At 71.0% G+C, this 25,817-nt stretch carries 25 protein-coding genes; 15 read left to right on the forward strand and 10 right to left on the reverse strand.

Annotated features, from left to right (window positions below; genetic code table 11):
- Nucleotides 1–152: 152 nt before the first annotated feature.
- Both OP79_RS13305 and OP79_RS13310 read left to right on the forward strand, forming a co-directional pair.
- A complete protein-coding gene (locus OP79_RS13305; protein ID WP_033320362.1) occupies nucleotides 153–1,091 on the forward strand; it encodes a J domain-containing protein in 939 nt (312 codons plus the stop codon).
- Nucleotides 1,092–1,202: 111 nt separating this feature from the next.
- Entirely contained in the window at nucleotides 1,203–1,532 is a 330-nt protein-coding gene (locus OP79_RS13310; RefSeq protein ID WP_033320363.1) for a rhodanese-like domain-containing protein, read from the forward strand.
- Between the two features lie 208 nt (nucleotides 1,533–1,740).
- Here the strand turns inward: OP79_RS13310 and OP79_RS13315 are convergent, their stop codons facing one another.
- From OP79_RS13315 to paaA, 6 genes are all read right to left on the reverse strand, one after another.
- Nucleotides 1,741–2,877, reverse strand: a complete 1,137-nt coding sequence (locus OP79_RS13315; RefSeq protein WP_033320364.1) for an acyl-CoA dehydrogenase family protein — start codon at nucleotides 2,875–2,877, stop codon at nucleotides 1,741–1,743.
- A 166-nt stretch (nucleotides 2,878–3,043) separates the two neighbouring features.
- Entirely contained in the window at nucleotides 3,044–4,111 is a 1,068-nt protein-coding gene (locus OP79_RS13320) for a 2Fe-2S iron-sulfur cluster-binding protein (protein ID WP_033320365.1), read from the reverse strand.
- Nucleotides 4,111–4,725: a 1,2-phenylacetyl-CoA epoxidase subunit PaaD gene (paaD, locus tag OP79_RS13325; RefSeq protein WP_051744622.1), complete on the reverse strand. Its 615-nt coding sequence runs from the start codon at nucleotides 4,723–4,725 to the stop codon at nucleotides 4,111–4,113. Before paaD ends, OP79_RS13320 begins: the two co-directional genes overlap by 1 nt.
- A complete protein-coding gene (gene paaC, locus OP79_RS13330; RefSeq protein ID WP_033320366.1) occupies nucleotides 4,719–5,438 on the reverse strand; it encodes a 1,2-phenylacetyl-CoA epoxidase subunit PaaC in 720 nt (239 codons plus the stop codon). Before paaC ends, paaD begins: the two co-directional genes overlap by 7 nt.
- Nucleotides 5,435–5,722, reverse strand: a complete 288-nt coding sequence (gene paaB, locus OP79_RS13335; RefSeq protein ID WP_033320367.1) for a 1,2-phenylacetyl-CoA epoxidase subunit PaaB — start codon at nucleotides 5,720–5,722, stop codon at nucleotides 5,435–5,437. Before paaB ends, paaC begins: the two co-directional genes overlap by 4 nt.
- Nucleotides 5,719–6,729, reverse strand: coding sequence for a 1,2-phenylacetyl-CoA epoxidase subunit PaaA (paaA, locus tag OP79_RS13340; RefSeq protein ID WP_033320565.1), 1,011 nt, complete (start codon nucleotides 6,727–6,729; stop codon nucleotides 5,719–5,721). Before paaA ends, paaB begins: the two co-directional genes overlap by 4 nt.
- 270 nt (nucleotides 6,730–6,999) lie before the next feature.
- On the opposite strand from paaA, the gene OP79_RS13345 reads away from it, so the two are divergent.
- Genes OP79_RS13345 through OP79_RS13355 form a run of 3 tightly spaced genes read left to right on the forward strand, consistent with a single transcriptional unit; the run spans nucleotide 7,000 to nucleotide 9,892 of the window.
- On the forward strand, nucleotides 7,000–7,833 hold the full coding sequence (locus OP79_RS13345) for a DUF5819 family protein (protein ID WP_033320368.1): 834 nt from the start codon (nucleotides 7,000–7,002) through the stop codon (nucleotides 7,831–7,833).
- Nucleotides 7,830–9,098: an HTTM domain-containing protein gene (locus OP79_RS13350; RefSeq protein WP_211270782.1), complete on the forward strand. Its 1,269-nt coding sequence runs from the start codon at nucleotides 7,830–7,832 to the stop codon at nucleotides 9,096–9,098. The genes OP79_RS13345 and OP79_RS13350 overlap by 4 nt, the downstream gene beginning before the upstream one ends.
- Nucleotides 9,095–9,892 (forward strand): TrmH family RNA methyltransferase, encoded by a 798-nt coding sequence (locus OP79_RS13355; protein ID WP_033320369.1) that lies wholly within the window; start codon nucleotides 9,095–9,097, stop codon nucleotides 9,890–9,892. The genes OP79_RS13350 and OP79_RS13355 overlap by 4 nt, the downstream gene beginning before the upstream one ends.
- Before the next feature lie 19 nt (nucleotides 9,893–9,911).
- On the opposite strand, the gene paaN is transcribed toward OP79_RS13355, so the two are convergent.
- Nucleotides 9,912–11,606 carry a phenylacetic acid degradation protein PaaN gene (paaN, locus tag OP79_RS13360; protein ID WP_033320370.1) on the reverse strand — a complete coding sequence of 565 codons (1,695 nt, stop codon included), beginning with the start codon at nucleotides 11,604–11,606 and terminating at the stop codon, nucleotides 9,912–9,914.
- 148 nt (nucleotides 11,607–11,754) lie between these two features.
- Between paaN and OP79_RS13365 the strand changes: the two genes are divergently transcribed.
- Together OP79_RS13365 and OP79_RS13370 are read left to right on the forward strand one after the other, a co-directional pair.
- Nucleotides 11,755–13,269, forward strand: a complete 1,515-nt coding sequence (locus OP79_RS13365) for a 3-hydroxyacyl-CoA dehydrogenase (protein ID WP_033320371.1) — start codon at nucleotides 11,755–11,757, stop codon at nucleotides 13,267–13,269.
- Nucleotides 13,266–13,856 (forward strand): TetR/AcrR family transcriptional regulator, encoded by a 591-nt coding sequence (locus OP79_RS13370; RefSeq protein ID WP_033320372.1) that lies wholly within the window; start codon nucleotides 13,266–13,268, stop codon nucleotides 13,854–13,856. The genes OP79_RS13365 and OP79_RS13370 overlap by 4 nt, the downstream gene beginning before the upstream one ends.
- Before the next feature lie 81 nt (nucleotides 13,857–13,937).
- Here the strand turns inward: OP79_RS13370 and OP79_RS13375 are convergent, their stop codons facing one another.
- Nucleotides 13,938–14,423 carry an Lrp/AsnC family transcriptional regulator gene (locus tag OP79_RS13375; RefSeq protein WP_033320373.1) on the reverse strand — a complete coding sequence of 162 codons (486 nt, stop codon included), beginning with the start codon at nucleotides 14,421–14,423 and terminating at the stop codon, nucleotides 13,938–13,940.
- Nucleotides 14,424–14,611: 188 nt separating this feature from the next.
- Between OP79_RS13375 and pdhA the strand changes: the two genes are divergently transcribed.
- Genes pdhA through OP79_RS13410 form a run of 7 tightly spaced genes read left to right on the forward strand, consistent with a single transcriptional unit; the run spans nucleotide 14,612 to nucleotide 22,751 of the window.
- Nucleotides 14,612–15,763 carry a pyruvate dehydrogenase (acetyl-transferring) E1 component subunit alpha gene (pdhA, locus tag OP79_RS13380; protein ID WP_033320374.1) on the forward strand — a complete coding sequence of 384 codons (1,152 nt, stop codon included), beginning with the start codon at nucleotides 14,612–14,614 and terminating at the stop codon, nucleotides 15,761–15,763.
- Nucleotides 15,760–16,764 carry an alpha-ketoacid dehydrogenase subunit beta gene (locus OP79_RS13385; protein ID WP_033320375.1) on the forward strand — a complete coding sequence of 335 codons (1,005 nt, stop codon included), beginning with the start codon at nucleotides 15,760–15,762 and terminating at the stop codon, nucleotides 16,762–16,764. The genes pdhA and OP79_RS13385 overlap by 4 nt, the downstream gene beginning before the upstream one ends.
- A complete protein-coding gene (locus tag OP79_RS13390) occupies nucleotides 16,764–18,302 on the forward strand; it encodes a dihydrolipoamide acetyltransferase family protein (protein ID WP_033320376.1) in 1,539 nt (512 codons plus the stop codon). The genes OP79_RS13385 and OP79_RS13390 overlap by 1 nt, the downstream gene beginning before the upstream one ends.
- A 25-nt stretch (nucleotides 18,303–18,327) precedes the next feature.
- Entirely contained in the window at nucleotides 18,328–19,275 is a 948-nt protein-coding gene (locus OP79_RS13395) for an NTP transferase domain-containing protein (protein ID WP_033320377.1), read from the forward strand.
- Nucleotides 19,272–20,573 carry a molybdopterin molybdotransferase MoeA gene (locus OP79_RS13400; RefSeq protein ID WP_033320378.1) on the forward strand — a complete coding sequence of 434 codons (1,302 nt, stop codon included), beginning with the start codon at nucleotides 19,272–19,274 and terminating at the stop codon, nucleotides 20,571–20,573. Before OP79_RS13395 ends, OP79_RS13400 begins: the two co-directional genes overlap by 4 nt.
- A gap of 39 nt (nucleotides 20,574–20,612) precedes the next feature.
- Entirely contained in the window at nucleotides 20,613–21,719 is a 1,107-nt protein-coding gene (locus OP79_RS13405) for a potassium channel family protein (protein WP_211270783.1), read from the forward strand.
- A 51-nt stretch (nucleotides 21,720–21,770) separates the two neighbouring features.
- Nucleotides 21,771–22,751 carry an NAD(P)H-quinone oxidoreductase gene (locus OP79_RS13410; protein WP_033320380.1) on the forward strand — a complete coding sequence of 327 codons (981 nt, stop codon included), beginning with the start codon at nucleotides 21,771–21,773 and terminating at the stop codon, nucleotides 22,749–22,751.
- 102 nt (nucleotides 22,752–22,853) lie between these two features.
- On the opposite strand, the gene OP79_RS13415 is transcribed toward OP79_RS13410, so the two are convergent.
- The gene (locus tag OP79_RS13415; RefSeq protein ID WP_157857308.1) at nucleotides 22,854–23,282 is read right to left on the reverse strand and encodes a hypothetical protein; all 429 of its coding nucleotides are present in this window, start codon (nucleotides 23,280–23,282) and stop codon (nucleotides 22,854–22,856) included.
- A gap of 190 nt (nucleotides 23,283–23,472) precedes the next feature.
- On the opposite strand from OP79_RS13415, the gene OP79_RS13420 reads away from it, so the two are divergent.
- Nucleotides 23,473–24,012: a bacterial proteasome activator family protein gene (locus OP79_RS13420; protein ID WP_033320381.1), complete on the forward strand. Its 540-nt coding sequence runs from the start codon at nucleotides 23,473–23,475 to the stop codon at nucleotides 24,010–24,012.
- A 125-nt stretch (nucleotides 24,013–24,137) separates the two neighbouring features.
- Here OP79_RS13420 and OP79_RS13425 read toward each other — a convergent pair whose 3' ends face one another.
- Nucleotides 24,138–25,799 (reverse strand): protein kinase domain-containing protein, encoded by a 1,662-nt coding sequence (locus OP79_RS13425; RefSeq protein WP_033320382.1) that lies wholly within the window; start codon nucleotides 25,797–25,799, stop codon nucleotides 24,138–24,140.
- Nucleotides 25,800–25,817 lie beyond the last annotated feature (18 nt).

A 25,817-nucleotide genomic window follows, 5' to 3' on the forward strand; every position in this document is an offset into this window, starting at 1 on the left:
GTAGAGAGGTCTCGTGGGCTCGGAGATGTGTATAAGAGACAGCTCCCACACCCACTTGCACAGCAGACCAAGGCCTTTGACAGGCCGGGCAGCTCAGGACCCCGTGCACGGGTGCTCCGGTGGGCGGTCGGCTCGTGACCTAGGCTGGGTGGGTGATGACCCCGGAAGCTGAGCAGTCCCAGCCCGAGCCGCCTGTTGAGGAGACGGCTCCGGAGCCGTCGGCGGATGATGTCCCGTCGGCCGGGGACGAGGTGACGGCTGGGGACGAAGCATCGGCCGGCGAGGATTCCACCAGCGAGGATTCCGGAGAGCAGCAGGCGCGGCCTGAGGAGCGGCTGGAGCGGGCCGTGCGTGCGGCTGAGCAGGCGTTGATCGAGTACGAGATCGCGGTGGAGACCTTCCGCGTCGAGGTGGAGAATTTCTCCCGGTTGCACCACCAGAGGCTCGGGCCGATGTACGCGCGGCTCGACGAACTGGACGCGCAGATCGCCGAGGCCCGGGCCGCCCGCACCGGCGACCCGGAGGACATGCGCAAGGCGCAGGAGGCGCGGGCCAGGGTCATGCCGATGCCGGGGGTCGAGGAGCTGTTCCATGGCTGGCTCGACTCGGACGGGCTGTCCCCGGAGGCCTCTGCCATGCTGACCGAGCAGCCGGTACGGCCACCGCAGCGTGTGCGCCCGAGCGACGAGGCCCGCAAGCTCTACCGCGAACTGGTCCGCAAGGCGCACCCAGACCTGGCGCAGGACGACGCCGAGCGCCGGCGGCGCGACGAGTTCATCGCCCGGGTCAACGCCGCGTATGCCCGCGGAGACGAGGCCCTGCTCCAGGAGCTGTCCGAGGAGTGGGCCGCCGGGCCCGTACCCGAGGAATGGCGTCCGAGCCGCAGTGAGGAGCTCTACGTTCGCCTCGAATGGCTCGCCCAGCGCAAGGAACTGCTCAGCCTCGTCGCCCGTGATCTGGAGGAGGGCGCGATCGGCGCGATGCTCAAGCTCGCCCCGGACGACCCTGACCGGCTGCTGGAGGAGATCGCCGAGCAGCTGCTGACGCAGGTGAGTGAGCGCGAGGCGGAGCTGGCGGAGTTGCTCGGCTAGCTTCACCGGGCTGTCGGTTGGCTTCACAGGGGCGCGGCTCCCCGTGAGGCACCCCGGACGCAGGTGGTGGGCGGGTCGGGTAGCGTCGGGAGTATGCATTTCGGAGCTGGTGTGCCCACGGTCGAGGTCGGGGATCTCGCGGACGGAGCCTTTCTGCTGGACGTCCGGGAGGACGACGAGTGGCAGGCCGGTCACGCGGCGGGGGCGCTGCACATCCCCATCAGTGAATTCGTGGCGCGCTACGGCGAGTTGACCGAGGCGGCGCCGCAGGACGGCAGGATCCATGTGATCTGCCGCTCGGGCAGCCGTTCCGCGCAGGTTGCGATGTACCTCGTCCAGCAGGGCATCGACGCGGTGAACGTCGACGGCGGTATGCAGGTCTGGGCAGCCACCGGCCGTCCCGTCGTAGACGACAAGGGTCAGCCGGGCTTCGTGCTTTAGCGCTCCGCTGGGTGAGGCGGTTTGAAGCTGCGGGTGCGTTGTGGCTGGTCGCGCAGTTCCCCGCGCCCCTGAAAGGAAGGCCTGCGGCCTCCTTAGGGCGGTGGCGCACCGGGCTTCAGCAAGTCCGCTCAGCGACGCGTCACGCACGGCGTCCCGCGAGGTGCCCGGCCCTCAGCGGTTCCAGCGGCCACGCGCCGCCCTCCGCCGCTCACCCCAGCGCATGCGCCGCCAGCAGATCGCCCAGCGTCTCCTCATGGGCTGCTGCCGGGCCGAGGGAGAGTTCCAGGTGCTTGGCCCAGGCGTGGTAGCGGTGCAGTGGGTAGTCGGTGTCGGCGCCGAAGCCTCCGTGCAGATGTTGCGCGGTCTGCACGATGCGTCGTACGCCCTCGGAGGCCCAGATCTTGGCCACGGCGATGTCGCCGGACGCGGGCAGCGCCCCGCCCGCCCCCGAGCTGATCCGCCACGCGGCCTGCCAGAGGGTCGCCTCCATGGCGCGCAGGTCGATATAGCGGTCGGCGGCCTGCACGGCCACCGCCTGGAACGTGGCGACCGGGAACCCGAACTGCTCTCGCTTGCTGGTGTATTCACTCGTCATCCCCAGGACGCCCTCGCCGAGGCCGAGCGCCAGCGCACACGTTCCGGTGGCGAGCAGATCCCGCAGAGATTCCCAGGCGCCGTCGGCGTCGATGACGTCACGGGCGGCGAGGCGTACGGAGTCCAGCCGGAGTTCGCCGAGCCGCTCACCTGTCGTGGAGACCTGCTCGGCGAGTACGGCGCCTTCGTGGCCGCGAGGTACGAGGGCGAGCACGGCGCGTCCCGAACCGGTGCTCAGCGCGGGCACCACGACGAAGTCCGCGTTGTACGCCCAGGGCACCGCTGTCTGTACCCCGTCCAGCACCCACGTGTCGCCTTCCCGGCGTGCGGTGACGGCCAGTTCGGCACCGTCGTGTCCGGTGCGGCCGTTCGCGGCGACGGTCAGCACCACCTCGCCCCGCCCGGCCCGCGCCAGCAGCTCCGCCTTCAACTCCTCACCGCCGTACGTCTGCACGGCCAGCGCCGCCGCACTGCTCTCCAGCAGCGGCACCCGCGCGAGCACCTTCGCCGACTCGCGCAGCACCAGGCACAGCGCGATGGAGTCCAGGCCTGCCCCGCCGTAGTGCGCGTCGAGCAGCAGGCTCAGCAGGTCGGCGTCGGCGAGCCTCGCCCACAGCGCCCGGTCGAAGTCGTCCGCGACGGCGCCCGCAGTGAGCGCGGGTGAGGGCACCTCGTCCGGTGCGACCCCGGCGAACACCGCCTTGGCCGCCTCCACGGCCGCCTGCTGTTCCTCGCTGAAGCTGAAGTCCACGGCCTGTCCTCCCACGTACCTGGTCCATCGGACGGAGCTGATGGACCGACGATGGATCTGACGGAGCGTCAAGGTAGAACAGGTTCTACGAAAAGGGAACGGCACGACAACAAGGGAGCCACCGGCGAGCGCAGCTCACCGCCGCCGAAGCTCGCCGGGACGAAGTTCACCGGTCGAAGTCCAACTCCACCCTCTCCGTGGCCGGATGGGACTGGCACGCCAGCACATACCCCGCTTCCGTCTCCTCCGGTTCCAGCGCGAAGTTGCGGTCCATCCGCACCTCGCCGGAGACCAGGAACGCCCGGCAGGTCCCGCACACCCCGCCGCGGCAGGCGTACGGCGCGTCGGGGCGGTTGCGCAGCACCGTCTCCAGGAGCGGCTCGCCGTCCCGCACGGGCCAGGTGCCCGCGCGCCCGTCTAGCCGCGCGGTGACCGTGCTGTGCGCGGGAGCCGGCACGGTGGCAGCCGGTGCGGCCCCGTCGTCGACATGGAAGATCTCCTCGTGGATACGGCTCCGCGACATCCCGAGATCGCGCAACGCCCGCTCCGCCCCCTGCACAAGCCCGAACGGCCCGCACAGGAACCAGCCCGCCACCGCGTCGAGGGGCAGCAGTGCCGGCAGCAACTCCGTGAGCCGCTCCCGGTCGAGCCGCCCGGAGGGCAGGCCGGCCTGCTGCTCCTCCCGGGAGAGCACCGTCACCAGCTGGAACCGCTCCGGAAAGCGGTCCTTCAGATCGGCGACCTCTTCGAGGAACATCGTCGAGGCGGACGTACGGTCGCTGCGTATGAGGCAGAACCGCGCCTCGGGCTCCCGAGCCAGCAGCGTCGTGACGATCGACAGCACGGGTGTGATGCCACTGCCGCCGACCACCGCCGCATACAGCCCGGGTGCCGGTTCGAGCGTGAAGCGTCCGGCCGGTGTCATCACCTCCACCTCGTCGCCCACGCCGATCTCCTTGAGCGCGTACGTCGAGAAGGTCCCGCCCTCCACCAGCCGCACCCCGACCCGCAGCGTCCGGGGGCCGGGGCCCTCCGCGGGGGCGGGCGCCGGCGAGCAGATCGAGTACGTACGCCGTATCTCCGTGCCGTCGACCGTGTGCCGCAGTGCCAGATGCTGGCCAGGTGCGTACCGGTACTCCTCGCGCAGCTCCGGCGGCACCGCGAAGGTCAGGGCGACGGAGTCGTCGGTGAGCCGGTCGACCGCGGCCACCGGGAGCGTGTGGAACCGGGCCATCACAACTCCTTGAAGTGGTCGAACGGTTCACGGCAGGACAGACAGCGCCGCAGCGCCTTGCACGCGGTGGACGAGAAGCGGCTGAGCAGCTCGGTGTCGGCGGAGCCGCAGCGCGGACAGCGCACGGGGTCCGCCTCCAGGCCCGCATCCGGTGGGGCGTCGGTCATCCTGTCCGGAGCGTGGGCGGCTGCCCGTGTCGGGCCGAGCGATATCGGGACCGGCCCCGTCGTCCGCTGCGTACGTGGCGGTGCTATCCCGAACTCCCGTAGCTTGCGGCGTCCTTCGTCCGAGATGTCGTCCGTCGTCCAGGCAGGGGAGAGGACGGTCTGGACGGTCACCTCCGGCACCCCGTGCTCGTGCAGCACCCTCTCGATGTCCGCCGACATGGCCTCGACGGCCGGGCAGCCGGTGTAGGTGGGCGTCAGCTCGACCTCGACCGCACCGCCCTCACGGACATGGACCGCGCGGAGCACGCCCAGCTCCTCCAGGCTGAGGACCGGCAGCTCGGGATCGGGCACGGAACCGGCGAGCCTGCGCAGCTCCTCTTCGAGGACGGTCGTCTCCTCCCCGAGGAGAGTCGCCTCCTCTTCGATGGGCGTCGTCCTGGTCACCATGACGCCCCCGGGTGGCTGCGGTGCAGATGCTGCATCTCGGCGAGCATCCGCCCGAAGGGTTCCGTATGCAGCCCCTGGCGTCCGGCGCCCGCGGTCCACGCCCCGGACCGCGGTCCCTCCGGAACGTCGAGGGTCGCCCGGCGCAGGACGGCGGAGACGGACTCCAGCCAACTGGTCTCCAGATCGCTCCAGTTGACGTCCACCCCCTCGACCGGCTGGAACATCTCACCGGTGTACCGCCACAGCGCCTCGCACGCCCGCCGCATCCGCTGACGGCTCTCGGCCGTGCCGTCGCCCAGTCGCAGAGTCCACTGCTCGGCGTGGTCCTGGTGGTAGGCGACCTCCTTGACGGCCTTGGCCGCGAGCGGGGCGAACTCGCCGTCTCTGGCGGCCAGTTCCGCGTACAGCAGTCGCTGGTAGGTGGAGAAGTACAGCTGGCGGGCGATCGTGTGGGCGAAGTCGCCGTTCGGCTGCTCGACCAACTGGAGGTTGCGGAAGGCGCGCTCCTCGCGGAGGTACGCCAGCTCGTCCTCGTCGCCTGCCATCGACAGGAGGACCCGCGCCTGGCCCAGCAGGTCGAGGGCGATGTTGGCGAGGGCCACTTCCTCTTCGAGGACGGGCGCCTTGCCCGCCCACTCCCCCAGTCGGTGCGAGAGCACCAGGGCGTCGTCGCCGAGGGCGAGGGCGGCTGCGGAACCGGCGGTGACCGTCACAGGTGCTTCACTCCTTCCGGGATGTCGTAGAACGTCGGGTGGCGGTACGGCTTGTCGGCGGCCGGTTCGAAGAAGGGGTCCTTCTCGTCCGGTGAGGACGCCGTGATCGCGGCGGACGGGACGACCCAGATGGAGACGCCTTCGCCGCGCCGGGTGTACAGATCGCGGGCGTTGCGCAGCGCCAGTTCGGCGTCCGGCGCGTGCAGGCTGCCGGCGTGGGTGTGCGAGAGTCCGCGGCGCGAGCGCACGAAGACCTCCCACAGGGGCCAGTCGTTGGTGGTCATGCTCGCGCCTCCCTGTTGCCCGAGGCGTGTTTGCCGGCGTACGCCGCGGCCGCGTCCCGTACCCACGCGCCTTCTTCGTGCGCCCGCCTGCGCTGCGTTATCCGCTGTTCGTTGCACGGGCCGTTGCCCTTGAGGACCTCCCGGAACTCCGTCCAGTCGATCGCTCCGAAGTCGTGGTGTCCCCGCTCCTCGTTCCACTTCAACTCCGGGTCGGGGAGCGTGAGCCCGAGGGATTCGGCCTGGGGGACGCAGATGTCCACGAAGCGCTGGCGCAGTTCGTCGTTCGAGTGTCGCTTGATCTTCCAGGCCATCGACTGCGCGGAGTGCGCGGACTCGTCGTCGGGCGGGCCGAACATCATCAGCGAGGGCCACCACCAGCGGTTCACCGCGTCCTGCGCCATCTCGTGCTGCTCCGGCGTGCCGCGGCTGAGGGCCAGCAGCAGCTCGTATCCCTGGCGCTGGTGGAAGGACTCCTCCTTGCAGACGCGGACCATCGCGCGCGCGTACGGACCGTAGGAGCAGCGGCACAGGGGCACTTGGTTGGTGATCGCGGCGCCGTCCACCAGCCAGCCGATGGCGCCCACGTCCGCCCATGTCAGCGTCGGGTAGTTGAAGATCGATGAGTACTTCTGGCGGCCGGTGTGCAGCTTGTCGAGCAGTTCGTCGCGGCTGGTGCCGAGCGTTTCCGCCGCGCTGTAGAGGTAGAGCCCGTGTCCGGCCTCGTCCTGGACCTTGGCCATCAGGATCGCCTTGCGACGCAGGGAGGGCGCGCGCGTGATCCAGTTGGCCTCCGGCTGCATGCCGATGATCTCGGAGTGGGCGTGCTGCGCGATCTGCCTGACCAGTGTCGAGCGGTAGGCGTCGGGCATCCAGTCGCGCGGCTCGATGCGCTCGTCGGCGGCCACGGCGGCGTCGAAGACAGCCTCGTACGCCGCTGTCCGCGCGGCCTCGTCCGCCGTCCCGTCCGCCGGTGCGCGGGCGGTGCGGTGCTCGGCTGCTGTCGCCATGTGGTCCCCCTCGACCTCGATCAAGCTACCGACCGATCGTTCGGTTCGTCCGATTCAATGGTGGGACGAGGGCTCTAAGGTGTCAACCGCTGTGGATAACCCGCTGTGGACAACGTCACGGTCGTGGCCGCTGTGTTCGCTGGGGCTGTGCCGGGCGGGCGGCCTTAAGTACCGTGCCGGTGCGAACGTCGCGGCGCGGCACCCCGCGGGCGGTACGGCACCTCGCCGGCCGGCGACAGGTATCTGGCGGACATCGGGAAACGGGGCGGAATGGACGCGTACGACCAGGGCTCGAACCCCCGGCACGAGCCGCCGGACGAGCCCGAGCCCGCCGCTGCCGACTCTCACCCGCCGAACGACCGCGCAGCTCCCGCCGCGCCTCCACCGAACCACCCGGCTCTCCCGCCGAACGCCCCCGCGCCCCCTCCCCTCACCGGCACAGCCGTCCTCTCCATTCGCTACCAGATCGCCGTCGCCCTGGCCCTCGCCGTCGTCACGGTCGCCGCCTGTGTGCACCTCGGCACGATGTTTCTGCACGTCGCGCCCTCGAACACGGTCACCAAGCAGCACGGACAGGCGATCGACGAATGGGTCTATCCCGAGTTCGAGCAGAACTGGAAGCTCTTCGCCCCCAACCCGCTCCAGCAGAACATCGCGGTCCAGGTCCGCGCCGAAGTGCGGGCCGCGGACGGCGGCATCCGGACGACCCGCTGGTACGACCTCTCCGCGCTGGACGGTGCGGCCATCGACGGCAATCTGCTGCCCAGCCACACCCAGCAGAACGCACTGCGCCGCGCCTGGGACTTCTATGTGGCTACGCACGACGACGAGAACCGTCCCGACGGACTGCGCGGCGCCCTCGCCGAGCGCTATCTGCGCCGCCTCGTGGTGCTGCGTCTGGACCGTGAGCAGGCGGGCGGCAGGGGCGCGGTCGTCCAGCAGGTCCAGGTCCGCTCCCGTACGACCAATGTGCCGCCTCCGGAGTGGAGCACGGAGCAGGTGTCCGACAAGCCTGTCTTCCGAGAACTGTCCTGGTGGCCGGTGACCGAGACCGACCGGGCGGCGGGCACGCGCGACATCGGCACAGAGGCGGGGACCCAGTGAGCAGCGACGACCGCATCGGCACCCTCGAGAACAATCCCCGCCTCGACCGGAAACTCGCGCGCGGCATCGCCTGGATCACAGGCTCGGCGCTCGGCCCGTACCAGACCGCCGTGATACGCATCGGCTTCGCCGCCACCTGGCTGCTGTTCCTGCTGCGGGAGTTCCCGCACCGCCGGGACCTGTACGGGCCCGACGGCCTCTGGAGCTGGGACCTCGCCCAGCAGCTCATCGCGGACAACCACGCCTTCACGGCCCTGATGTGGTCCGACAGCCAGACCTGGTTCGAGATCGTCTACGCACTGGCCGTGCTGTCGAGCGCCCTATTGATGCTGGGCTGGCGCACCCGCGCCATGTCCGTGCTCTTCATGATCGGCGTGCTCTCGCTGCAGAACCGCAGCGTCTTCATGGGCGACGGCGGTGACAACGTCATCCACCTGATGGCGATCTACCTGGTGTTCACGCGCTGCGGCCAGGTGTGGTCCCTGGACGAGCGGCGGGAACGCCGCACGCGTGAGGCACGCGCGCGTGGAGAACGCTGCGGCCCGGACAGGGTGGGTCCCGCCCTGTGGGGCGTGCTCGGATTCCTGCTGGCCGCGGCCACGCTCGCGGGGAAGATCGACGGCGGCTTCCTGGGCGGTTGGCTGACGGTCTTCTGGGGGCTGTGGGCGGTGCAGGGCCTGTGGTGGGTCGTCTCACGCCGTGCGCGGACCGCCGAGCCGCGGATCTTCCTGGACGTCGTCGCCAATCTCGTCCACAACACCGCCCTGTTCGTGATCATGGCCGAGGCGTGCCTGATCTATGCGACCGCCGGCTGGTACAAGATCCAGGGCTCGCGCTGGCAGGACGGCACCGCCGTCTACTACCCGCTCCACCTCGACTACTTCTCGCCCTGGCCCGCCCTCTCCGGCCTGCTGACCGCGAACGGCACGCTGGTGATGCTGGTGACGTACGGGACGGTCGTCGTGCAGGTCGCCTTCCCCTTCACGCTGTTCAACCGGCGGGTGAAGAACGTCCTGCTGGCAGCCATGATCACCGAGCACGCCGTGATCGCCGTGGTCCTCGGCCTGCCGTTCTTCTCACTTGCCATGATCGCGGCGGACGCGGTCTTCCTGCCGACGTCCTTCCTGCGACGCCTCGGCGGACGGGCGGCACGCGCGCGCGTGCGGCTGTTTTCCCGCGGCCGCCCTACGCTGCCGGGGCCGCGCAAGGGTGATCAGCGCACCCCGGAGGAGGCCGAGCCCCCGCACGTAGGCTTCACCGCATGACGGCCCCCCACGACCCCGTACGCGCCTGGCACCGGCTCGCCGGCACCTCCGTGCTGCTCGACGGCTTCCACGCCCTCAAGCACGCCGTACGCTTCCATGCCGAGGTCCCGGTGGCCGTCACCCCCGACCGGCGGGCCGCCCTGACGCTGGCCGAGGAACTGGCCCCGGACGTACGGGACACGCTCGACGGGCTTCTGGCGGAGGTCCCGGAGGACGTCTTCAAAGCCCTCGTACCCCGGCCGCACCCCACCGCGGTGGCCGCTTTGGCGGTACGTCCCTCCCGTGCGGCCAACCTGGAGACGCTGGCCCGCGTCCCCCGTCCCGCCCCCGTCGTAGTCCTCGACAATCCGCGCAACCTGGGCAACGCCGGAGCCGTGATCCGTCTCGCCGCCGGCTTCGGGGCGACCGGTGTGATCACCACGGGCACCCTCGACCCCTGGCATCCCACGGTCGTACGCGGCGGTGCGGGGCTGCACTTCGCCACGGTCGTGGAGCCGCTCGCCGTGCACGAACTGCCTCCGGGCCCGGTGTTCGCCCTCGACCCGGAGGGCGAGGACATCCGTGGCCTCAAGCTCCCGGACGACGCCCTGCTCGCCTTCGGCTCCGAACGCAGCGGACTGTCGCCCGAACTACGCGCCCGCGCCGACCACTTGGTGTCCCTGCCGATGCGCCCCCAGGTCTCCAGCTACAACCTCGCCACCAGTGTGGCCATGACGCTGTTCCACTGGAGCGCGGCCGGGGGCGGAGCCGGAAGCGGGCCGGTGCCGGGCGGCCCTGACGTCCGCCCGGCCTGACCGTCCGGAAGTCGACGGCTCACGCCTGCCGGCGAACCTCCACCACCCGGAAGCGGTTCGCCACGAACGCCCCGTCGCACAGCGCCGCGTTCGCCGCCGGGTTGCCGCCCGAGCCGTGGAAGTCCGAGAAGGCCGCCGTCTGGTTGACGTACACCCCGCCGGTCAGGTTCAGCGAGAGCTGGGCGCACTCCTCCAGGCAGGCCTCCTGCACGGTCTGCTCGACCTCCTGGGAGGTCGTGTACGCGCCGACCGTCATCGCGCCCTTGTCCCTGATCGTCCGCCGCAGCAGCCCCACGGCCTCCTCCGCCGAGTCGACCGCGACCGCGAACGAGACCGGCCCGAAGCACTCGCTCATGTAGGCCGCCTCGGCGTCGGGCTTGGCGCCGTCCAGCTTCACGATCACGGGCGTACGGACGACCGCGTCCGGGAACTCCGGGTTGCGGATCTCCCGTGAAGCCAGGGCGACTTCGCCGAGGCCCGACGCGGCCTCCAGGCGGGCCTTCACGTCCGGGTTCACGATCGCGCCGAGCAGGGCGTTCGCGCGGGCGTCGTCCCCGAGGAGTCCGCCGACCGACTTCGCGAGATCGGCGACCACCTCGTCGTACGACTTGGGGCCCTCCTCCGTACGGATGCCGTCGCGGGGGATCAACAGGTTCTGCGGGGTCGTGCACATCTGGCCGCTGTAGAGAGACAAGGAGAAGGCGAGGTTCGACAGCATCCCCTTGTAGTTGTCGGTCGACTCCACGATCACCGTGTTGACGCCGGCCTTCTCCGTGTAGACCTGCGCCTGCCGGGCGTTGGCCTCCAGCCAGTCGCCGAACGCCGTCGAGCCCGTGTAGTCGATGATCCGGATCTCGGGGCGGGTGGCCAGGGTCTTGGCGATGCCCTCGCCGGGGCGCTCGGCGGTCAGGGCCACCAGGTTCGGGTCGAAGCCCGCCTCGGCGAGCACCTCGCGCGCCACCTGGACGGTGAGGGCGAACGGGAGCACCGCGCGCGGGTGGGGCTTCACCAGGACCGCGTTGCCCGTGGCCAGGGAGGCGAACAGACCCGGATAGCCATTCCATGTCGGGAAGGTGTTGCAGCCGATCAGCAGGGCGATTCCGCGCGGCACCGGCGTGAACTGCTTGTTCAGTGCGAGGGGCTCACGCTTGCCCTGGGGTTTGGTCCACTCCGCGGTGTCAGGGGTGCGGACCTGCTCCACATACGCGTACGCCACCGCCTCCAGGCCGCGGTCCTGGGCATGAGGGCCGCCCGCCTGGAACGCCATCATGAAGGCCTGGCCGCTGGTGTGCATGACGGCGTGCGCGAACTCATGCGTGCGGTCGCTGATCCGCTTGAGGATCTCCAGACACACCACCGCGCGCATCTCCGCGCCCGCGTCACGCCAGGCCCGCTGACCCGCGCGCATGGCGGGCAGCAGCACGTCGATGTCCGCGTGCGGATACGTGACACCCAGCTCGATGCCGTACGGGGAGACTTCGCCGCCCACCCAGTCGTCGGTGCCGGGCTGGCCCAGGTCGAGGCGGGTGCCCAGGAGGGCATCGAAGGCGGCCTTGCCCTCCGCCATGCCCAGGCTGCCGTTCTCGCCGTACGCCTTGGGGTGCTCGGGGTGCGGGGACCAGTACGCGCGCGTGCGGATCGTTTCCAGCGCCTGATCGAGGGTGGGCCGGTGCTGGGCGATCAGCTGGTGCGCGGTGAGTTCGGCGGCGGCCATCGGGGACCAACTCCTCGTCTCTGGAGCTCTTCTTTGAGCTCGCGACCTGGGCACAAATGGGCAGTCAGGGCTAGAGTAACCGAACGATCGGTCGGGACAAGAGGGTCCGCTGAACCTGTGGAAAACCCTGTGCGGGAGGATCGCGAGCATGACAGCACTCGACCTCGCCGACCCGGTGGCCGTCGTCGGCACGGGCACCATGGGCCAGGGCATCGCCCAGGTCGCACTGGTCGCGGGCCACCCCGTACGGCTGTACGACGCCGTCCCCGGCCGGGCCCAGGCCGCGGCCGAGGCCATCGGCGCCCGCCTCGACCGGCTGGTCGAGAAGGACCGGCTGACCGGCGCCGACCGGGACGCCGCGCGCATCCGCCTCAGCCCCGCCGAGAGCCTGGCCGAACTGGCCGACTCGCATCTCGTCGTCGAGGCCGTCCTGGAGCGGCTCGACGTCAAGCAGCAACTGCTGCGCGAGCTCGAGGAGATCGTCACGGACGACTGCCTGCTCGCCACCAACACCTCCTCCCTGTCGGTGACCGCCATCGGCGGCGCCCTGCGAAACCCCGGCCGCTTCGTCGGCCTGCACTTCTTCAACCCCGCGCCGCTGCTGCCGCTCGTGGAGGTCGTCTCCGGGTTCGCGACGGACGTCACGTCGGCCACGCGCGCGTACGAGACGGCACGCACCTGGGGGAAGACGCCGGTCGCCTGCGCCGACACCCCCGGCTTCATCGTCAACCGCATCGCGCGGCCCTTCTACGCCGAGGCCTTCGCGGTGTACGAGGCCCAGGCCGCCGACCCCGCCACGATCGACGCCGTCCTGCGCGAATCCGGCGGCTTCAAGATGGGCGCCTTCGAGCTGACCGACCTCATCGGGCAGGACGTCAACGAATCGGTCACCCGCTCCGTGTGGGAGGCCTTCTTCCAGGACGTGCGGTTCACGCCCTCGCTCGCCCAGCGGCGGCTCGTCGAGTCGGGCCGGCACGGCCGAAAGACGGGACGCGGCTGGTATGCGTACGGGGACGACGCCGAGCGGCCCGAGCCGCACACCGCGGAGAAGGCCCAGCCGCCCGCGTACGTCGTCGCCGAGGGCGACCTGGGCCCCGCGGCCGAACTGCTCCCGCTGATCCGCGAGGCGGGCATCCAGGTCCGCGAGGACGAGGAGGACAACGGCACCCGCCTGGTGCTGCCCAGCGGAGGGCAGCTGGCCCTCGCGGACGGACAGACCTCCGTCGAGTTCCGTGACGTCGTCTACTTCGATCTGGCGCTCGACTACCGGAAGGCGACCCGGATCGCCCTGTCCGCCTCGCAGGACACCCAGCCGGGGACCCTCGCCGAGGCCACCGGGCTCTTCCAGGCGCTCGGCAAGGACGTCAGCGTCATCGGGGACGTACCCGGGTCGATCGTCGCCCGTACCGTGGCCCGCATCATCGACCTGGCGCACGACGCGGTCACCAAGGGAGTGGCCACCGAGGAGGACATCGACACGGCGATGCGCCTGGGCGTCAACTATCCGCTGGGGCCCTTCGAATGGAGCCGCAAGCTCGGCAAGACCTGGGCGCACGACCTCTTGGAGGAACTGCATCTGCGCGACCCCTCCGGGCGGTACGCGCCGTCCCTCGCGCTCTACCGACATGCGTACGCATCCGACAAGCGGGAGGGCACCCCATGACCACCGCCAAGCGCGACACGTACACGCCGGAGACGCTGCTCTCCGTCGCCGTGCGGGTCTTCAACGAGCGCGGCTACGACGGCACGTCCATGGAGCACCTCTCCAAGGCGGCCGGAATCTCCAAGTCGTCGATATACCACCACGTCGCGGGCAAGGAGGAGCTGCTGCGCCGGGCCGTCAGCCGGGCGCTTGACGGCCTCTTCGGGATCCTTGACGAGGAGCACGCGCGCGTGGGGCGTGCCGTGCGGCGACTGGAGTACGTCACCCGGCGCATGGTCGAGGTGCTCACCGCCGAACTGCCGTACGTGACGCTCCTGCTGCGGGTGCGTGGCAACACCGGCACCGAGCGCTGGGCCCTGGAGCGACGCCGGGAGTTCGACCACCGGGTGGCCGAGCTCATGAAGGAAGCGGCGGCCGACGGCGACGTCCGCGCGGACGTGGAGTTCGGGCTTGCCACCAGGCTGGTCTTCGGGATGATCAACTCGCTCGTCGAGTGGTACCGGCCCGACGGCCGGGGCGTGAGCGAGCGTGAAGTCGCCGACGCCGTCGTGCGGTTGGTCTTCGAGGGGCTCCGCAAGGAGGAGTGAGATCCGGGCCGCATGCTCCGAAGAAGCCGGGTCACATGCTCCGAAGAAGCCGGGACGCAGGCCGCGAAAGGGCAGTGGCGGTCAGCCCTCCGGCTCCACGTCCTCCTCCTCGAAGACGAGCAGGGTCCGGGTGCTGAGCACCTCCGGGATGGACTGGAGGCGGGTCAGCACCAGGTCGCGCAGATTCCTGTTGTCCGGTGTGTGCACCAGGAGCAGTACGTCGAAGTCCCCGCTGACCAGGGCGATATGGGCCACCTCGGGGAGCGCGCGCAGCTGTTCGCGCACGGTTCGCCAGGAGTTCTGCACGATCTTCAGGGTGATGTAGGCGGCGGCGCCCTTCCCTGCCCGTTCATGGTTGATGCGGGCGCCGAAGCCGAGGATCACGCCGTCCTCGATGAGCCGGTTGATGCGCGCGTAGGCGTTGGCCCGGGACACATGGACGCGTTCGGCGACGGACCGTATCGAGGCGCGGCCGTCGGAGCGCAGCATCTGGAGGATGTCCTGATCGATGGCGTCCAGCGGACGCGGAGGAGTGTCGGCACGGCCGCCCTCCGGTCCCTCGGCCATTTGTTCAGGTGCCATGTCCCCCCGCCTCCATACCATGGACGTACTGCGTCCATCCCAGGCTGTGGAGAACCGTTTGTCCACAGCCTGGAGCCGCCTGTAGCCAAAATGTGCCGACGACCGAACAATCGGTAGGTGAGGCGCATCACATCCGGTGTGCCGCCGGACCACTCCCATGAGGAGGTGCCGTCATGACGGTCATGGAGCAGCGGGGCGCCTATCGGCCCACCCCGCCGCCTGCCTGGCAACCCCGCACCGACCCCGCCCCCCTGTTGCCGGACGAGGCTCCGTACCGCGTCCTCGGCACGGACGCGGCGGCCGAGGCCGACCCGGGGCTGCTGCGCCGTCTGTACGGGGAGCTGGTGCGCGGCCGTCGCTACAACGCGCAGGCCACCGCCCTCACCAAGCAGGGCCGGCTCGCGGTCTATCCCTCCTCCACCGGCCAGGAGGCCTGCCAGGTCGCCGCCGCGCTCGTCCTCGAAGAGCGCGACTGGCTCTTCCCCAGCTACCGCGACACGCTCGCCGCCGTCGCCCGAGGCCTCGACCCCGTCCAGGCTCTTGGCCTCCTGCGCGGCGACTGGCACAGCGGATACGACCCCCGCGAGCGCCGTATCGCGCCCCTGTGCACTCCCCTCGCGACTCAACTCCCGCACGCCGTGGGCCTCGCGCACGCCGCGCGTCTCCAGGGCGACGACGTGGTCGCGCTCGCCCTGGTGGGCGACGGCGGCACCAGTGAGGGCGACTTCCACGAGGCGCTGAACTTCGCCGCCGTCTGGCAGGCCCCGGTCGTCTTCCTCGTCCAGAACAACGGCTTCGCGATCTCCGTACCGCTCGCGAAGCAGACCGCCGCCCCCTCCCTCGCCCACAAGGCGGTCGGTTACGGCATGCCGGGCCGCCTGGTCGACGGCAACGACGCGGTTGCGGTGCACCAGGTCCTCGGCGAAGCCGTGGCCCACGCGCGCGCGGGAGGCGGACCGACGCTCGTGGAGGCGGTGACGTACCGCATGGACGCCCACACGAACGCCGACGACGACAAGCGCTACCGCGGCGACGCAGAGGTCGAGGCCTGGCGCGCACACGACCCGATCGCCCTCCTGGAGCATGCGCTGACCGAGCGCGGGCTCCTCGACGAGGCCGGCATGCAGGCCGCGCGCGAGGAGGCCGAAGAGATGGCCGCGGACCTGCGCGAGCGCATGAACCAGGACCCGGCGCTCGACCCGATGGACCTCTTCGGGCACGTCTATGACCGGCCCACGACCCAGCTCCTGGAGCAGGAGGCACAGTTGCGGGCCGAACTGGCCGCCCAGGAGCGTCACCACGAGTCGGAGGGAGCGCCGCGATGACCACGGTCGCCGTGAAACCGGCCACCATGGCGCAGGCCCTCGGCCGCGCGCTGCGCGACGCGATGGCCGCCGATCCGACCGTCCACGTCATGGGTGAGGACGTCGGCACCCTCGGCGGTGTCTTCCGGGTCACCGACGGGCTCGCCAAGGAGTTCGGCGAGGACCGCTGTACGGACACTCCGCTGGCCGAGGCGGGCATCCTCGGGACGGCCGTCGGCATGGCCATGTACGGGCTGCGGCCGGTCGTGGAGATGCAGTTCGACGCCTTCGCGTACCCGGCCTTCGAACAGCTGATCTCGCACGTGTCGCGGATGCGCAACCGAACGCGCGGGGCGATGCCGCTGCCGATCACGATCCGTGTCCCCTACGGGGGAGGCATCGGCGGCGTCGAGCACCACAGCGACTCCTCCGAGGCGTACTACATGGCGACTCCGGGGCTCCATGTCGTCACGCCCGCGACGGTCGCCGACGCATACGGGCTGCTGCGCGCCGCCATCGCCTCCGACGACCCGGTGGTCTTCCTCGAACCCAAGCGCCTGTACTGGTCGAAGGATTCCTGGAACCCCGACGAGCCACCGGCCGTTGAACCGATAGGCCGCGCGGTGGTGCGGCGCTCGGGCCGGAGCGCCACGCTGATCACGTACGGGCCGTCCCTGCCCGTCTGCCTGGAGACGGCCGAGGCGGCGCGGGCCGAAGGCTGGAACCTCGAAGTCGTCGATCTGCGCTCCCTGGTGCCGTTCGACGACGAGACGGTGACGGCGTCCGTACGGCGCACGGGACGGGCCGTCGTGGTGCACGAGTCCGGGGGCTTCGGCGGACCGGGCGGGGAGATCGCCGCTCGGGTCACCGAGCGGTGCTTCCACTACCTGGAGGCGCCGGTGCTGCGGGTGGCCGGGTTCGACATCCCGTATCCGCCGCCGATGCTGGAGCGGCACCATCTGCCCGGCGTCGACCGCATCCTGGACGCGGTCGCGCGGCTGCAGTGGGAGGCGGAGAACTGATGCCCCAGGTCCTCGAATTCAGGCTGCCCGACCTCGGCGAAGGGCTCACCGAGGCGGAGATCGTCCGCTGGCTCGTCCAGGTCGGCGACGTCGTCGCCGTCGACCAGCCGGTCGTCGAGGTCGAGACGGCCAAGGCGATGGTCGAGGTGCCCTGCCCGTACGGCGGCGTGGTCACGTCCCGCTTCGGCGAGGAGGGCACGGAACTGCCCGTCGGAGCACCGCTGTTGACGGTGGCGGTCGGAGCACCCGCCTCCGGTGACGCGGACGAGGGGTCCGGCAACGTACTCGTGGGGTACGGCACGGGAACGCCGCCCGCGCGGCGCGGAAGGGTGCGGCCGACCGGCCCGGCGGCTGCCGGGCGGCAGCCGCGTGGTGGGCCCACGGAGGGGCCCGGCGGTGCGGATGTGGCGTCTCCCGGTCGCGGTGCGGACACGTCGGCAGCCGACCGCGGTGCGAACAGCGCTGCTGTGGGAACGGCGGCGCACGACACCGCCGCCCGCCGTCTCGCGCAGGACGTGGCGGCCACCGAGAGCCGGCCGGGCGGCGGAGAAAGCCGCGTCGACGGTCCCGTGCCGGTGATCTCTCCGCTCGTGCGGCGGCTGGCCCGGGAATACGGCCTGGATCTGCGGGAGTTGGCGGGATCCGGACCCGAAGGACTGATTCTGCGGGCAGACGTGGAACAAGCGGCGCACGCGGCGCGCGCCGCCGGTGCAGGCGTCCGGGCGACGGAGACCGGGGCTGTGCCGTACGCGCCGGTGGCGCCGGAGCCCTCGGCCGCCCCCCACGCGCGCGTACCTGCCGCGCTCGCCGGCGAGACTCCTGCGCGCGCGGGAAGCGTTCCCGCAGCCGCAGGCACCCGCATCCCTCTGCGAGGCGTACGCGGTGCCGCCGCCGACAAGCTCACCCGCAGCCGTCGCGAGATCCCCGACGCGACCTGCTGGGTGGACGCCGACGCGACGGAACTGATGCACGCGCGCGTGGCCATGAACGCGGCCGGAGGACCGAAGATCTCCCTCCTCGCGCTGCTCGCCCGCATCTGCACCGCGGCCCTCGCCCGCTACCCCGAGCTCAACTCCACGGTCGACATGGACGCCCGGGAGGTCGTACAACTCGACGAGGTGCACCTCGGGTTCGCGGCACAGACCGACCGGGGGCTCGTCGTGCCGGTCGTGAAGGACGCGCACACGCGGGACGCCGAGTCGCTGAGCGCGGAGTTCGCGCGGCTCACCGAAGCGGCGCGTACGGGGAAGCTCACGCCCGGGGAACTCACCGGCGGGACCTTCACGTTGAACAACTACGGCGTGTTCGGCGTCGACGGCTCCACGCCGATCATCAACCACCCCGAGGCGGCCATGCTCGGCGTCGGCCGGATCGCCCCCAAGCCCTGGGTGTACCAGGGCGAGTTGGCGGTGCGGCAGGTCGTACAGCTTTCGCTCACCTTCGACCACCGGGTGTGCGACGGCGGCACGGCCGGAGGATTCCTGCGGTATGTCGCGGACTGCGTGGAGGAGCCGGCGGTACTCCTGCGTTCCCTGTGATCGCCGTGGCACGCATACTCGTGGGGTGACCGCGTACCAGCCCCCCGGCGATCCCGAGGTAGACGTACACGACGCCGTCGTGCTCGCCGGAGGTGCCGCCCGGCGGCTCGGCGGCGCCGACAAGCCCGGTGTGCGCGTGGGCGGACGCCCGCTGCTCGACCGGGTCCTGGCCGCCTGCTCCACTGCCGCGACCACCGTGGTCGTGGCCGACCGCAGGGCCACCGCGCGCCCGGTGCTGTGGGCGCGCGAGGACCCGCCCGGCGCGGGGCCGTTGGCCGCGCTCGACGCGGGGCTCCGGCGGACCTCGGCGGCGTACGTCGTGGTGCTCTCCGCCGATCTGCCGTTCCTCGGCGAGGGGACGGTACGACGGCTGCTGGCGGCCCTTCGGTCGACCGACACCGAAGGCGTGCTGCTCACCGACCCCGACGGCCGCGACCAGCCGCTCGTGGCCGCGTACCGGAGTTCGGCGCTGCGTCGTGAGCTGGCGGCGCTCGACGCCGAGCACGGTGGTCTGGCCGGGCTGCCGCTGCGTCTGTTCACCGGTGCGCTCGACCTCACCCGTATCACCGATCCCGTCGCGTCCTTCGACTGCGACACCTGGGACGACATTGCTACCGCCCGGGCACGTATCAGGGAGCATGGGCACGTGTTGGATGAATGGATTTCCGCAGTCAAGGAAGAGTTGGGCATCGACCTCGATGTCGACATCGGCATCCTGCTCGATCTCGCCCGCGACGCCGCGCACGGTGTGGCCAGGCCAGCGGCACCGCTGACGACGTTCCTCGTCGGATACGCGGCGGCGCAGGCCAAGGGAGGACCCGAGGCGGTGGCCGAGGCCGCCCGCAAGGCGACAGCGCTCGCGCTGCGCTGGGCGGAGGAGGACGCCACCGCGGCCCCGTCCGACCCCGGGACCACCACAGCCGCCCCGTCCGACCCCGGGACCGCCACCGATGCGCGCCCGGACGCCGGATGACCGCCCACGGGCAGTACGAGGACGCCGACCTCGACGTGGAGGAGGCCCTCGCCTTGGTCAAGGACAGCGATGCCCACCGGTCAAGCGATGCCCACCGGCCCGGCGAGGCCACCCCCTGGCCAGAAGCGCGCGCCACCGCCGAGCGAGCCCCTCGCGCCCCGGCCGCCCCCGTGTCCGTCCCGCTCGACGCCGCACCGGGCCTCGTTCTCGCCGCCTCCCTCACCGCCCTCACGGACCTCCCGTCGTTCGACACGTCCGCGATGGACGGCTGGGCGGTCGCCGGACCCGGCCCCTGGCACGTCCGGCCGGAAGGGGTGCTTGCCGGGCACGCCGAGCCGGCGCCGCTCACCGACGGCGAGGCGGTCCGGATCGCAACCGGCGCACGCATCCCGCAGGACGCCACCGCCGTCCTGCGCAGCGAGCACGGCCGCACCGACGACAACGACCGGCTGCACGCGACCCGGGACGTCGTGCACGGCCAGGACATCCGCCCGCGCGGCCAGGAATGCCGCTCCGGGGACGCCCTCCTGCTTTCCGGGACGCTGATCACCCCGCCCGTGCTCGGGCTCGCCGCCGCCGCCGGATACGACACCGTCTCCGCCGTCCCGCGCCCACGCGCCGAAGTCCTCGTCCTGGGCGACGAGTTGCTCACCGAGGGTCTGCCCCACGAGGGCCTGATCCGCGACGCGCTCGGCCCGATGCTGCCACCCTGGCTGCGCGCGCTCGGCGCGGACGTCATCGCGGTGCGCAGGCTCGGTGACGATGCCGAGGCGTTGCACAAGGCGCTGCAGCACTCCGAAGCCGACCTCATCGTCACCACCGGCGGCACCGCCGCGGGCCCGGTCGACCACGTCCACCCCACCCTGCGCCGCCTCGGCGCCCAGCTCCTGGTGAATGGCGTCAAGGTGCGCCCCGGCCACCCCATGCTGCTGGCCCGTACCAAGGAGAACCAGCACCTCGTCGGCCTACCCGGCAACCCCCTCGCCGCCGTCTCCGGCCTGCTCACGCTCGCCGAACCCCTGCTGCGTACCCTCGCGGGACGCCCGGCCCCGGAGCCGTACACGCTGCCCCTGGGGGACGCGGCGCACGGGCATCCGTACGACACCCGGCTGATCCCCGTCGTGCTGCGCGAGGACCGGGCCGTGCCGCTGCACTACAACGGCCCGGCCATGCTGCGCGGCATCGCCGTGGCCGACGCGCTCGCGGTCGTCCCGCCCGGCGGTGGCCACCCCGGCCAGGAGCTGGAGATTCTCGAGCTGCCGTGGGCGACGGCCGGGATTGGGGCAGGCATCGCATGAATCGGGTCGGGGGGACTCTCATATGAACCGGATCGGGGAGTGTTTCACGTGAAACTTCCGGGCCATGACGCGATCGCCCGCCAGGCGGACGAACGACTTGTGACCCATCGGGTGTCGCTTCCCCGCAGAACGGTGGAACGCCCGCTGCGGCAGGTCGCCAAACGGGTCGTGATGGCGCTGCTGTTGCTGGTCGGCACCGCCTTCATCGTCTATTTCGACCGCGACGGCTACAACGACAACTCCGACGGCTCGGTCGACCTGCTCGACGCGTTCTACTACGCGACCGTCACCCTCTCCACCACCGGGTACGGCGACATCACCCCGGTCAGTGACGCCGCCCGGTTCACCAATATCTTCGTGATCACGCCACTGCGCGTGCTCTTCCTGATCATCCTGGTCGGCACCACTCTCGAGGTCCTCACCGAACGCACCCGGGAGGAATGGCGACTGAACCGCTGGAGGACCGCTTTGAGAGAGCACACCGTTGTCATCGGCTTCGGGACGAAGGGCCGCTCGGCGATTCAGACCGTGTGTGCGACGGGCCTGAAGAAGGAGCAGGTCGTGGTCGTCGACCCCAGCTCGAAGGTGGTCGACGCGGCGACGGCGGACGGGTTCGCGGGCGTGGTCGGCGACGCCACGCGCAGCGACGTACTCCTGAGGGCCGAGGTGCAGAAGGCGCGGCAGATCATCATCGCGACCCAGCGCGACGACACCGCCGTACTCGTGGCGCTGACGGCCCGGCAGCTCAATCGCGGGGCGAAGATCGTGGCCGCGGTCCGCGAGGAGGAGAACGCGCCGCTGCTGCGTCAGTCCGGCGCCGATGTCGTCATCACCAGCGCGAGCGCGGCCGGACGGCTGCTCGGACTCTCGGTGCTCAGCCCCAGTGCGGGCATGGTCCTGGAGGACCTCATCCAGCAGGGCAGTGGGCTCGACATCGTCGAACGGCCCGTTGTGAAGGCCGAGGTGGGGCGCGGGCCGCGGGATGTGGACGACCTGGTCGTCAGTGTCGTACGAGGGCATCGCGTGCTCGGATACGACGAACCGGCCATCGGGAAGCTCCAGTTGACGGACCGTCTGATCACCATCGTGCGGAAGTCGCCGCACACGCAGGTCGCGCCCGACATCAAGCGTCTGCCCGAGGCCTGAGCGGCAGGAGGGGCCATCGGTCCGCCGGACCCCCGGGAGTAGCCTCGCCGCATGCGTGCGATCACGATTCCTGAACCTGGTGGGCCCGAGGCGCTGGTGTGGGACGAGGTCCCGGATCCGGTGCCAGGGGAGGGCGAAGTGCTGGTCGAGGTGGTGGCCGGGGCGGTCAACCGCGCCGATCTGCTCCAGCGGCAGGGCTTCTACGACCCGCCGCCCGGCACCTCCCCGTACCCGGGCCTCGAATGCTCCGGACGGATCGCCGAGCTCGGCCCCGGCGTCTCGGGATGGTCCGTCGGCGACGAGGTGTGCGCGCTGCTCGCGGGCGGCGGGTACGCCGAGAAGGTCGCCGTACCGGCCGGACAGCTGCTGCCCGTGCCCGAGGGCATCGAGCTTCAGCAGTCGGCCGCGCTGCCCGAGGTGAGCTGTACGGTCTGGTCCAACGTCTTCATGATCGCCCACCTCCGCCCCGGCGAGACCCTCCTCGTGCACGGTGGCGCGAGCGGCATCGGCACCATGGCGATCCAGCTGGCGAAGGCGGTCGGCGCGAAGGTCGCCGTCACGGCGGGCAGCAAGGAGAAGCTGGCGTACTGCGCGGAACTCGGCGCGGACGTGCTCATCGACTACCGCGAGCAGGACTTCGTCGAGGAGATCAAGGCCGCCACGGACGGTGCGGGCGCGGACGTCATCCTCGACATCATGGGCGCCAAGTACCTGGACCGGAACGTCAAGGCCCTCGCCACCAACGGCCGCCTCGCGATCATCGGCATGCAGGGCGGCGTCAAGGGCGAGCTGAACATCGCCACACTCCTGGGCAAGCGGGCCGCCATCACCGCGACCTCCTTGCGTGGCCGGCCCGTCGCCGAGAAGGCGGCGATCGTCGCGGCCGTACGCGAGCACGTCTGGCCGCTGATCGCCGGCGGCCATGTACGCCCGGTCGTCGACCGTGAGCTGCCGATGAGCGAGGCAGCCGCGGCGCACCGCGTGCTGGAGGAGAGCGGGAACATCGGGAAGGTGCTGCTGACGCTCCCGTAAGGCCCCTTCAGCACGCTCGCGGCGGGCACCCGGCTCTTCGCGGGTGCCCGCAAGGCGCCCAGCACGCCCCCGTACGGCACCGTGCACGCTCTCGTACGCGTCTCAGCCGCGCCGTACGCGCAGGCCGAGGAACGCGAGCCCCAGGCCGAGGCCGATGAGGACCAGTCCGCTGCCCAGGGGGAGGACGTGCGGCACGGGTTCCGGGGAGGGCGGCGGCGCGGCGTGCGGTGACGGCTCGAAGCCCACGGCGGGGCCGACGGTGGTCAATGGACCGACCGGGATGTCCGGCACCTCCGGGACGCCGGGGTCGATCTCCGGGCGTAGGGCGTCCTCCCCCGGCGCAGGCTCCCGGCCCGGCCTCTCCCGCCCCACGCCCGCATGGCTGCCGGCGCGCGACTCGCCGGGGTCGGGCTCGACGGCGTACGAAGCGGCGGGCGGCGCGACGGACGAGGCGTACGAGGCGTGGGCGGGGGCCGTCGTCAGGAGCAGTAGCAGGCCGACTGAGCTCAGCGTGCGAAGCCACGGAGTCACGTCGATGACCCCCTCCCGGTGCTCGGGCGCCAAGACGCATCAAGCGTCACACGGGCCCCGCGCCCCGGCATCTCGGTCACGCAGCGAACTCACTGTCCGCCCGACGCGAACACCGGCTCCGTACACGGTGGATCACTTTCGCGAGGGGGCACCAAGGTGGTGAGGTGTACGGGTGCGAGAGAATGGCGGCATGGAGATGCCGAGGAACGAAAGGTCGCCGGAGAACCCACAGATCCTGGTCGTTGGCCAGGACGGGATGGCTCTCGGCGGCGGAGGAGACGACGACTCCCGCGAGGTCCCGGTGACGGAGATGGTGGAGCAGCCCGCCAAGGTCATGCGCATCGGGAGCATGATCAAGCAGTTGCTGGAGGAGGTGCGCGCGGCACCTCTGGACGAGGCGAGCCGGGTCCGCCTCAAGGAGATCCACGCCAGCTCGGTGAAGGAGCTGGAGGACGGTCTCGCTCCCGACCTCGTCGAGGAACTGGAGCGGCTGTCCCTGCCGTTCACGGAACAGTCGGTCCCCTCCGACGCGGAGCTGCGTATCGCGCAGGCCCAGTTGGTGGGCTGGCTGGAGGGCCTCTTCCACGGAATCCAGACGACCTTGTTCGCCCAGCAGATGGCAGCCCGTGCTCAGCTGGAGCAGATGCGCCGCGCTCTGCCGCCGGGCGTCGGCGGCGAGGGCGACGACGAGCCGCACAAGGGCGGCCGCTCGGGCGGGCCGTACCTGTGAGTGCCGTATCTGTAGAGCCGTACGTGTAGAGCGGCAGCGCGCAGAGACAAGGGGCCCGGCACGGATGCCGGGCCCCTTCGCGTGGCATTGAGGATCGATGTCCGGAGGATCTGGCGGCCCGAGGATCAGGCGGGATTGCCCGTCGAGACATCGAGCTGGATCTTCGGCATGTTCTTGGGGTCGACGTCCGTGTCCTTCGCGGGGAACTGCTTCATGACCGTGCCGTCGCCGAAGGTGTTCTCGTCGACCGGCCTCTCTTCGTACTGCCAGCCCGCTTGCTGCAGGCACTTCTTCACCGAATCGATGTTCTTGAAGGAGAAGTCGGGCAGTTTGATCTTGTTGGGGTCGTTGTACGACTCGTCCGGCTCCGTGCACTCCTCCGCCTCGATCGTCTTCGAGGGATCCGGAGCCTTGTACTCGGCCTTCTGCTCCTGCGTCGCCGACGCGCTGACGGTGGCGCCGGCGTCGTCGCCACCGCCCTCGTTGCTGCCGTCCCCGTCCAGGTTCAGTGCCACGATCAGGCCGACGACAGCGGCCAGCGCGACGACGGCCGAGCCGATGATCACCGGCAGGTTGCTCTTGCGGCCGCCGCCGCCCGGGGAGGGGGCCGAGGGCTGCTGCGGGGAGATCGTGTACGGCGGCGGGGTCGACAGGCCCTGCTGCGGGGAGTACGCCGCGGTCTGCGGAGGCGTGGCGTAGCCACCCTGCTGCGGATAGCCGTAGGCCGGGGAGTACGGCGCGGGCGCGGGCGAGGGGGTCGGCGGGCCATACGGACCGGGTGTGTACGGCGTCTGGACGTTCCCCGCCGGGCCCGGTGCCGCGGGGTCGACCGGCGGGAAGACCGCGGAGCCGACACCGGCGCCGCTCGACGTCTGCGCGCCCGGGACGATGCTGGGCGCGGCCGTGTGCAGCGACTGGGCCACGCGCTGGCACTCGTCACGCATCGACTCGGCGCTCGGGAAACGCTCGTTCGGGTTCTTCTTCAGGGCGCGGGCGATCAGCGCGTCCACGGCCGGTGGCAGCGAGCGGTTGATCGAGGAGGGCACGACGGGCTCCTCCTGGACGTGCGCGTACACGATCGCGATCGGTATGTCCGCGTCGAACGGCAGTCGTCCGGTGACCAGCTGGAAGAGCATGATGCCGACGGAGTACAGGTCGGAGCGGGCGTCCACGGCCCGGCCGAGCGCCTGTTCCGGGGAGAGGTACTGCGGGGTGCCGACCACCATGCCGGTCTGGGTCATGGAGGTGACACCGGACTGCATGGCGCGGGCGATGCCGAAGTCCATCACCTTGACGACGTTCCGCTTCGTCATCATGACGTTGCCCGGCTTGATGTCGCGGTGGACCAGGCCCATCTCGTGGCTGATCTCCAGCGCCGCCAGCACGTCCGCGGTGATCTTCAGGGCCTTGTCGGCGGGCATCGCGCCGTACTGCGCGATGTCCGCCTCGAGGACGGAGCCGAGCGGCTTGCCCTCGATGTACTCCATGACGATGTACGGAGTGATCACGCCACCAAGATCGTCCTCGCCGGTGTCGAAGACCGAGACGATGTTCGTGTGCGTGAGTTTGGCCACTGCCTGGGCCTCGCGGCGGAAGCGCTCGCGGAAGGCCTGTTCGCGTCCCAGTTCGGTGTGAAGTGTCTTGATCGCTACTTGTCGGTCGAGTACCGAGTCGTATGCGAGATGGACCGAGGCCATGCCGCCTTCGCCGAGCAGATCACGCAGCTGATAGCGGCCGCCGGCGACCGCACGCCCCGCGTACCGGCCCTGTGCGCCGTCCTGGCTCATGTTCTGCGTCCCCCATCG

This window comes from Streptomyces yerevanensis (assembly GCF_000716805.1).
Classification (GTDB): Bacteria; Actinomycetota; Actinomycetes; order Streptomycetales; family Streptomycetaceae; genus Streptomyces; species Streptomyces flaveus.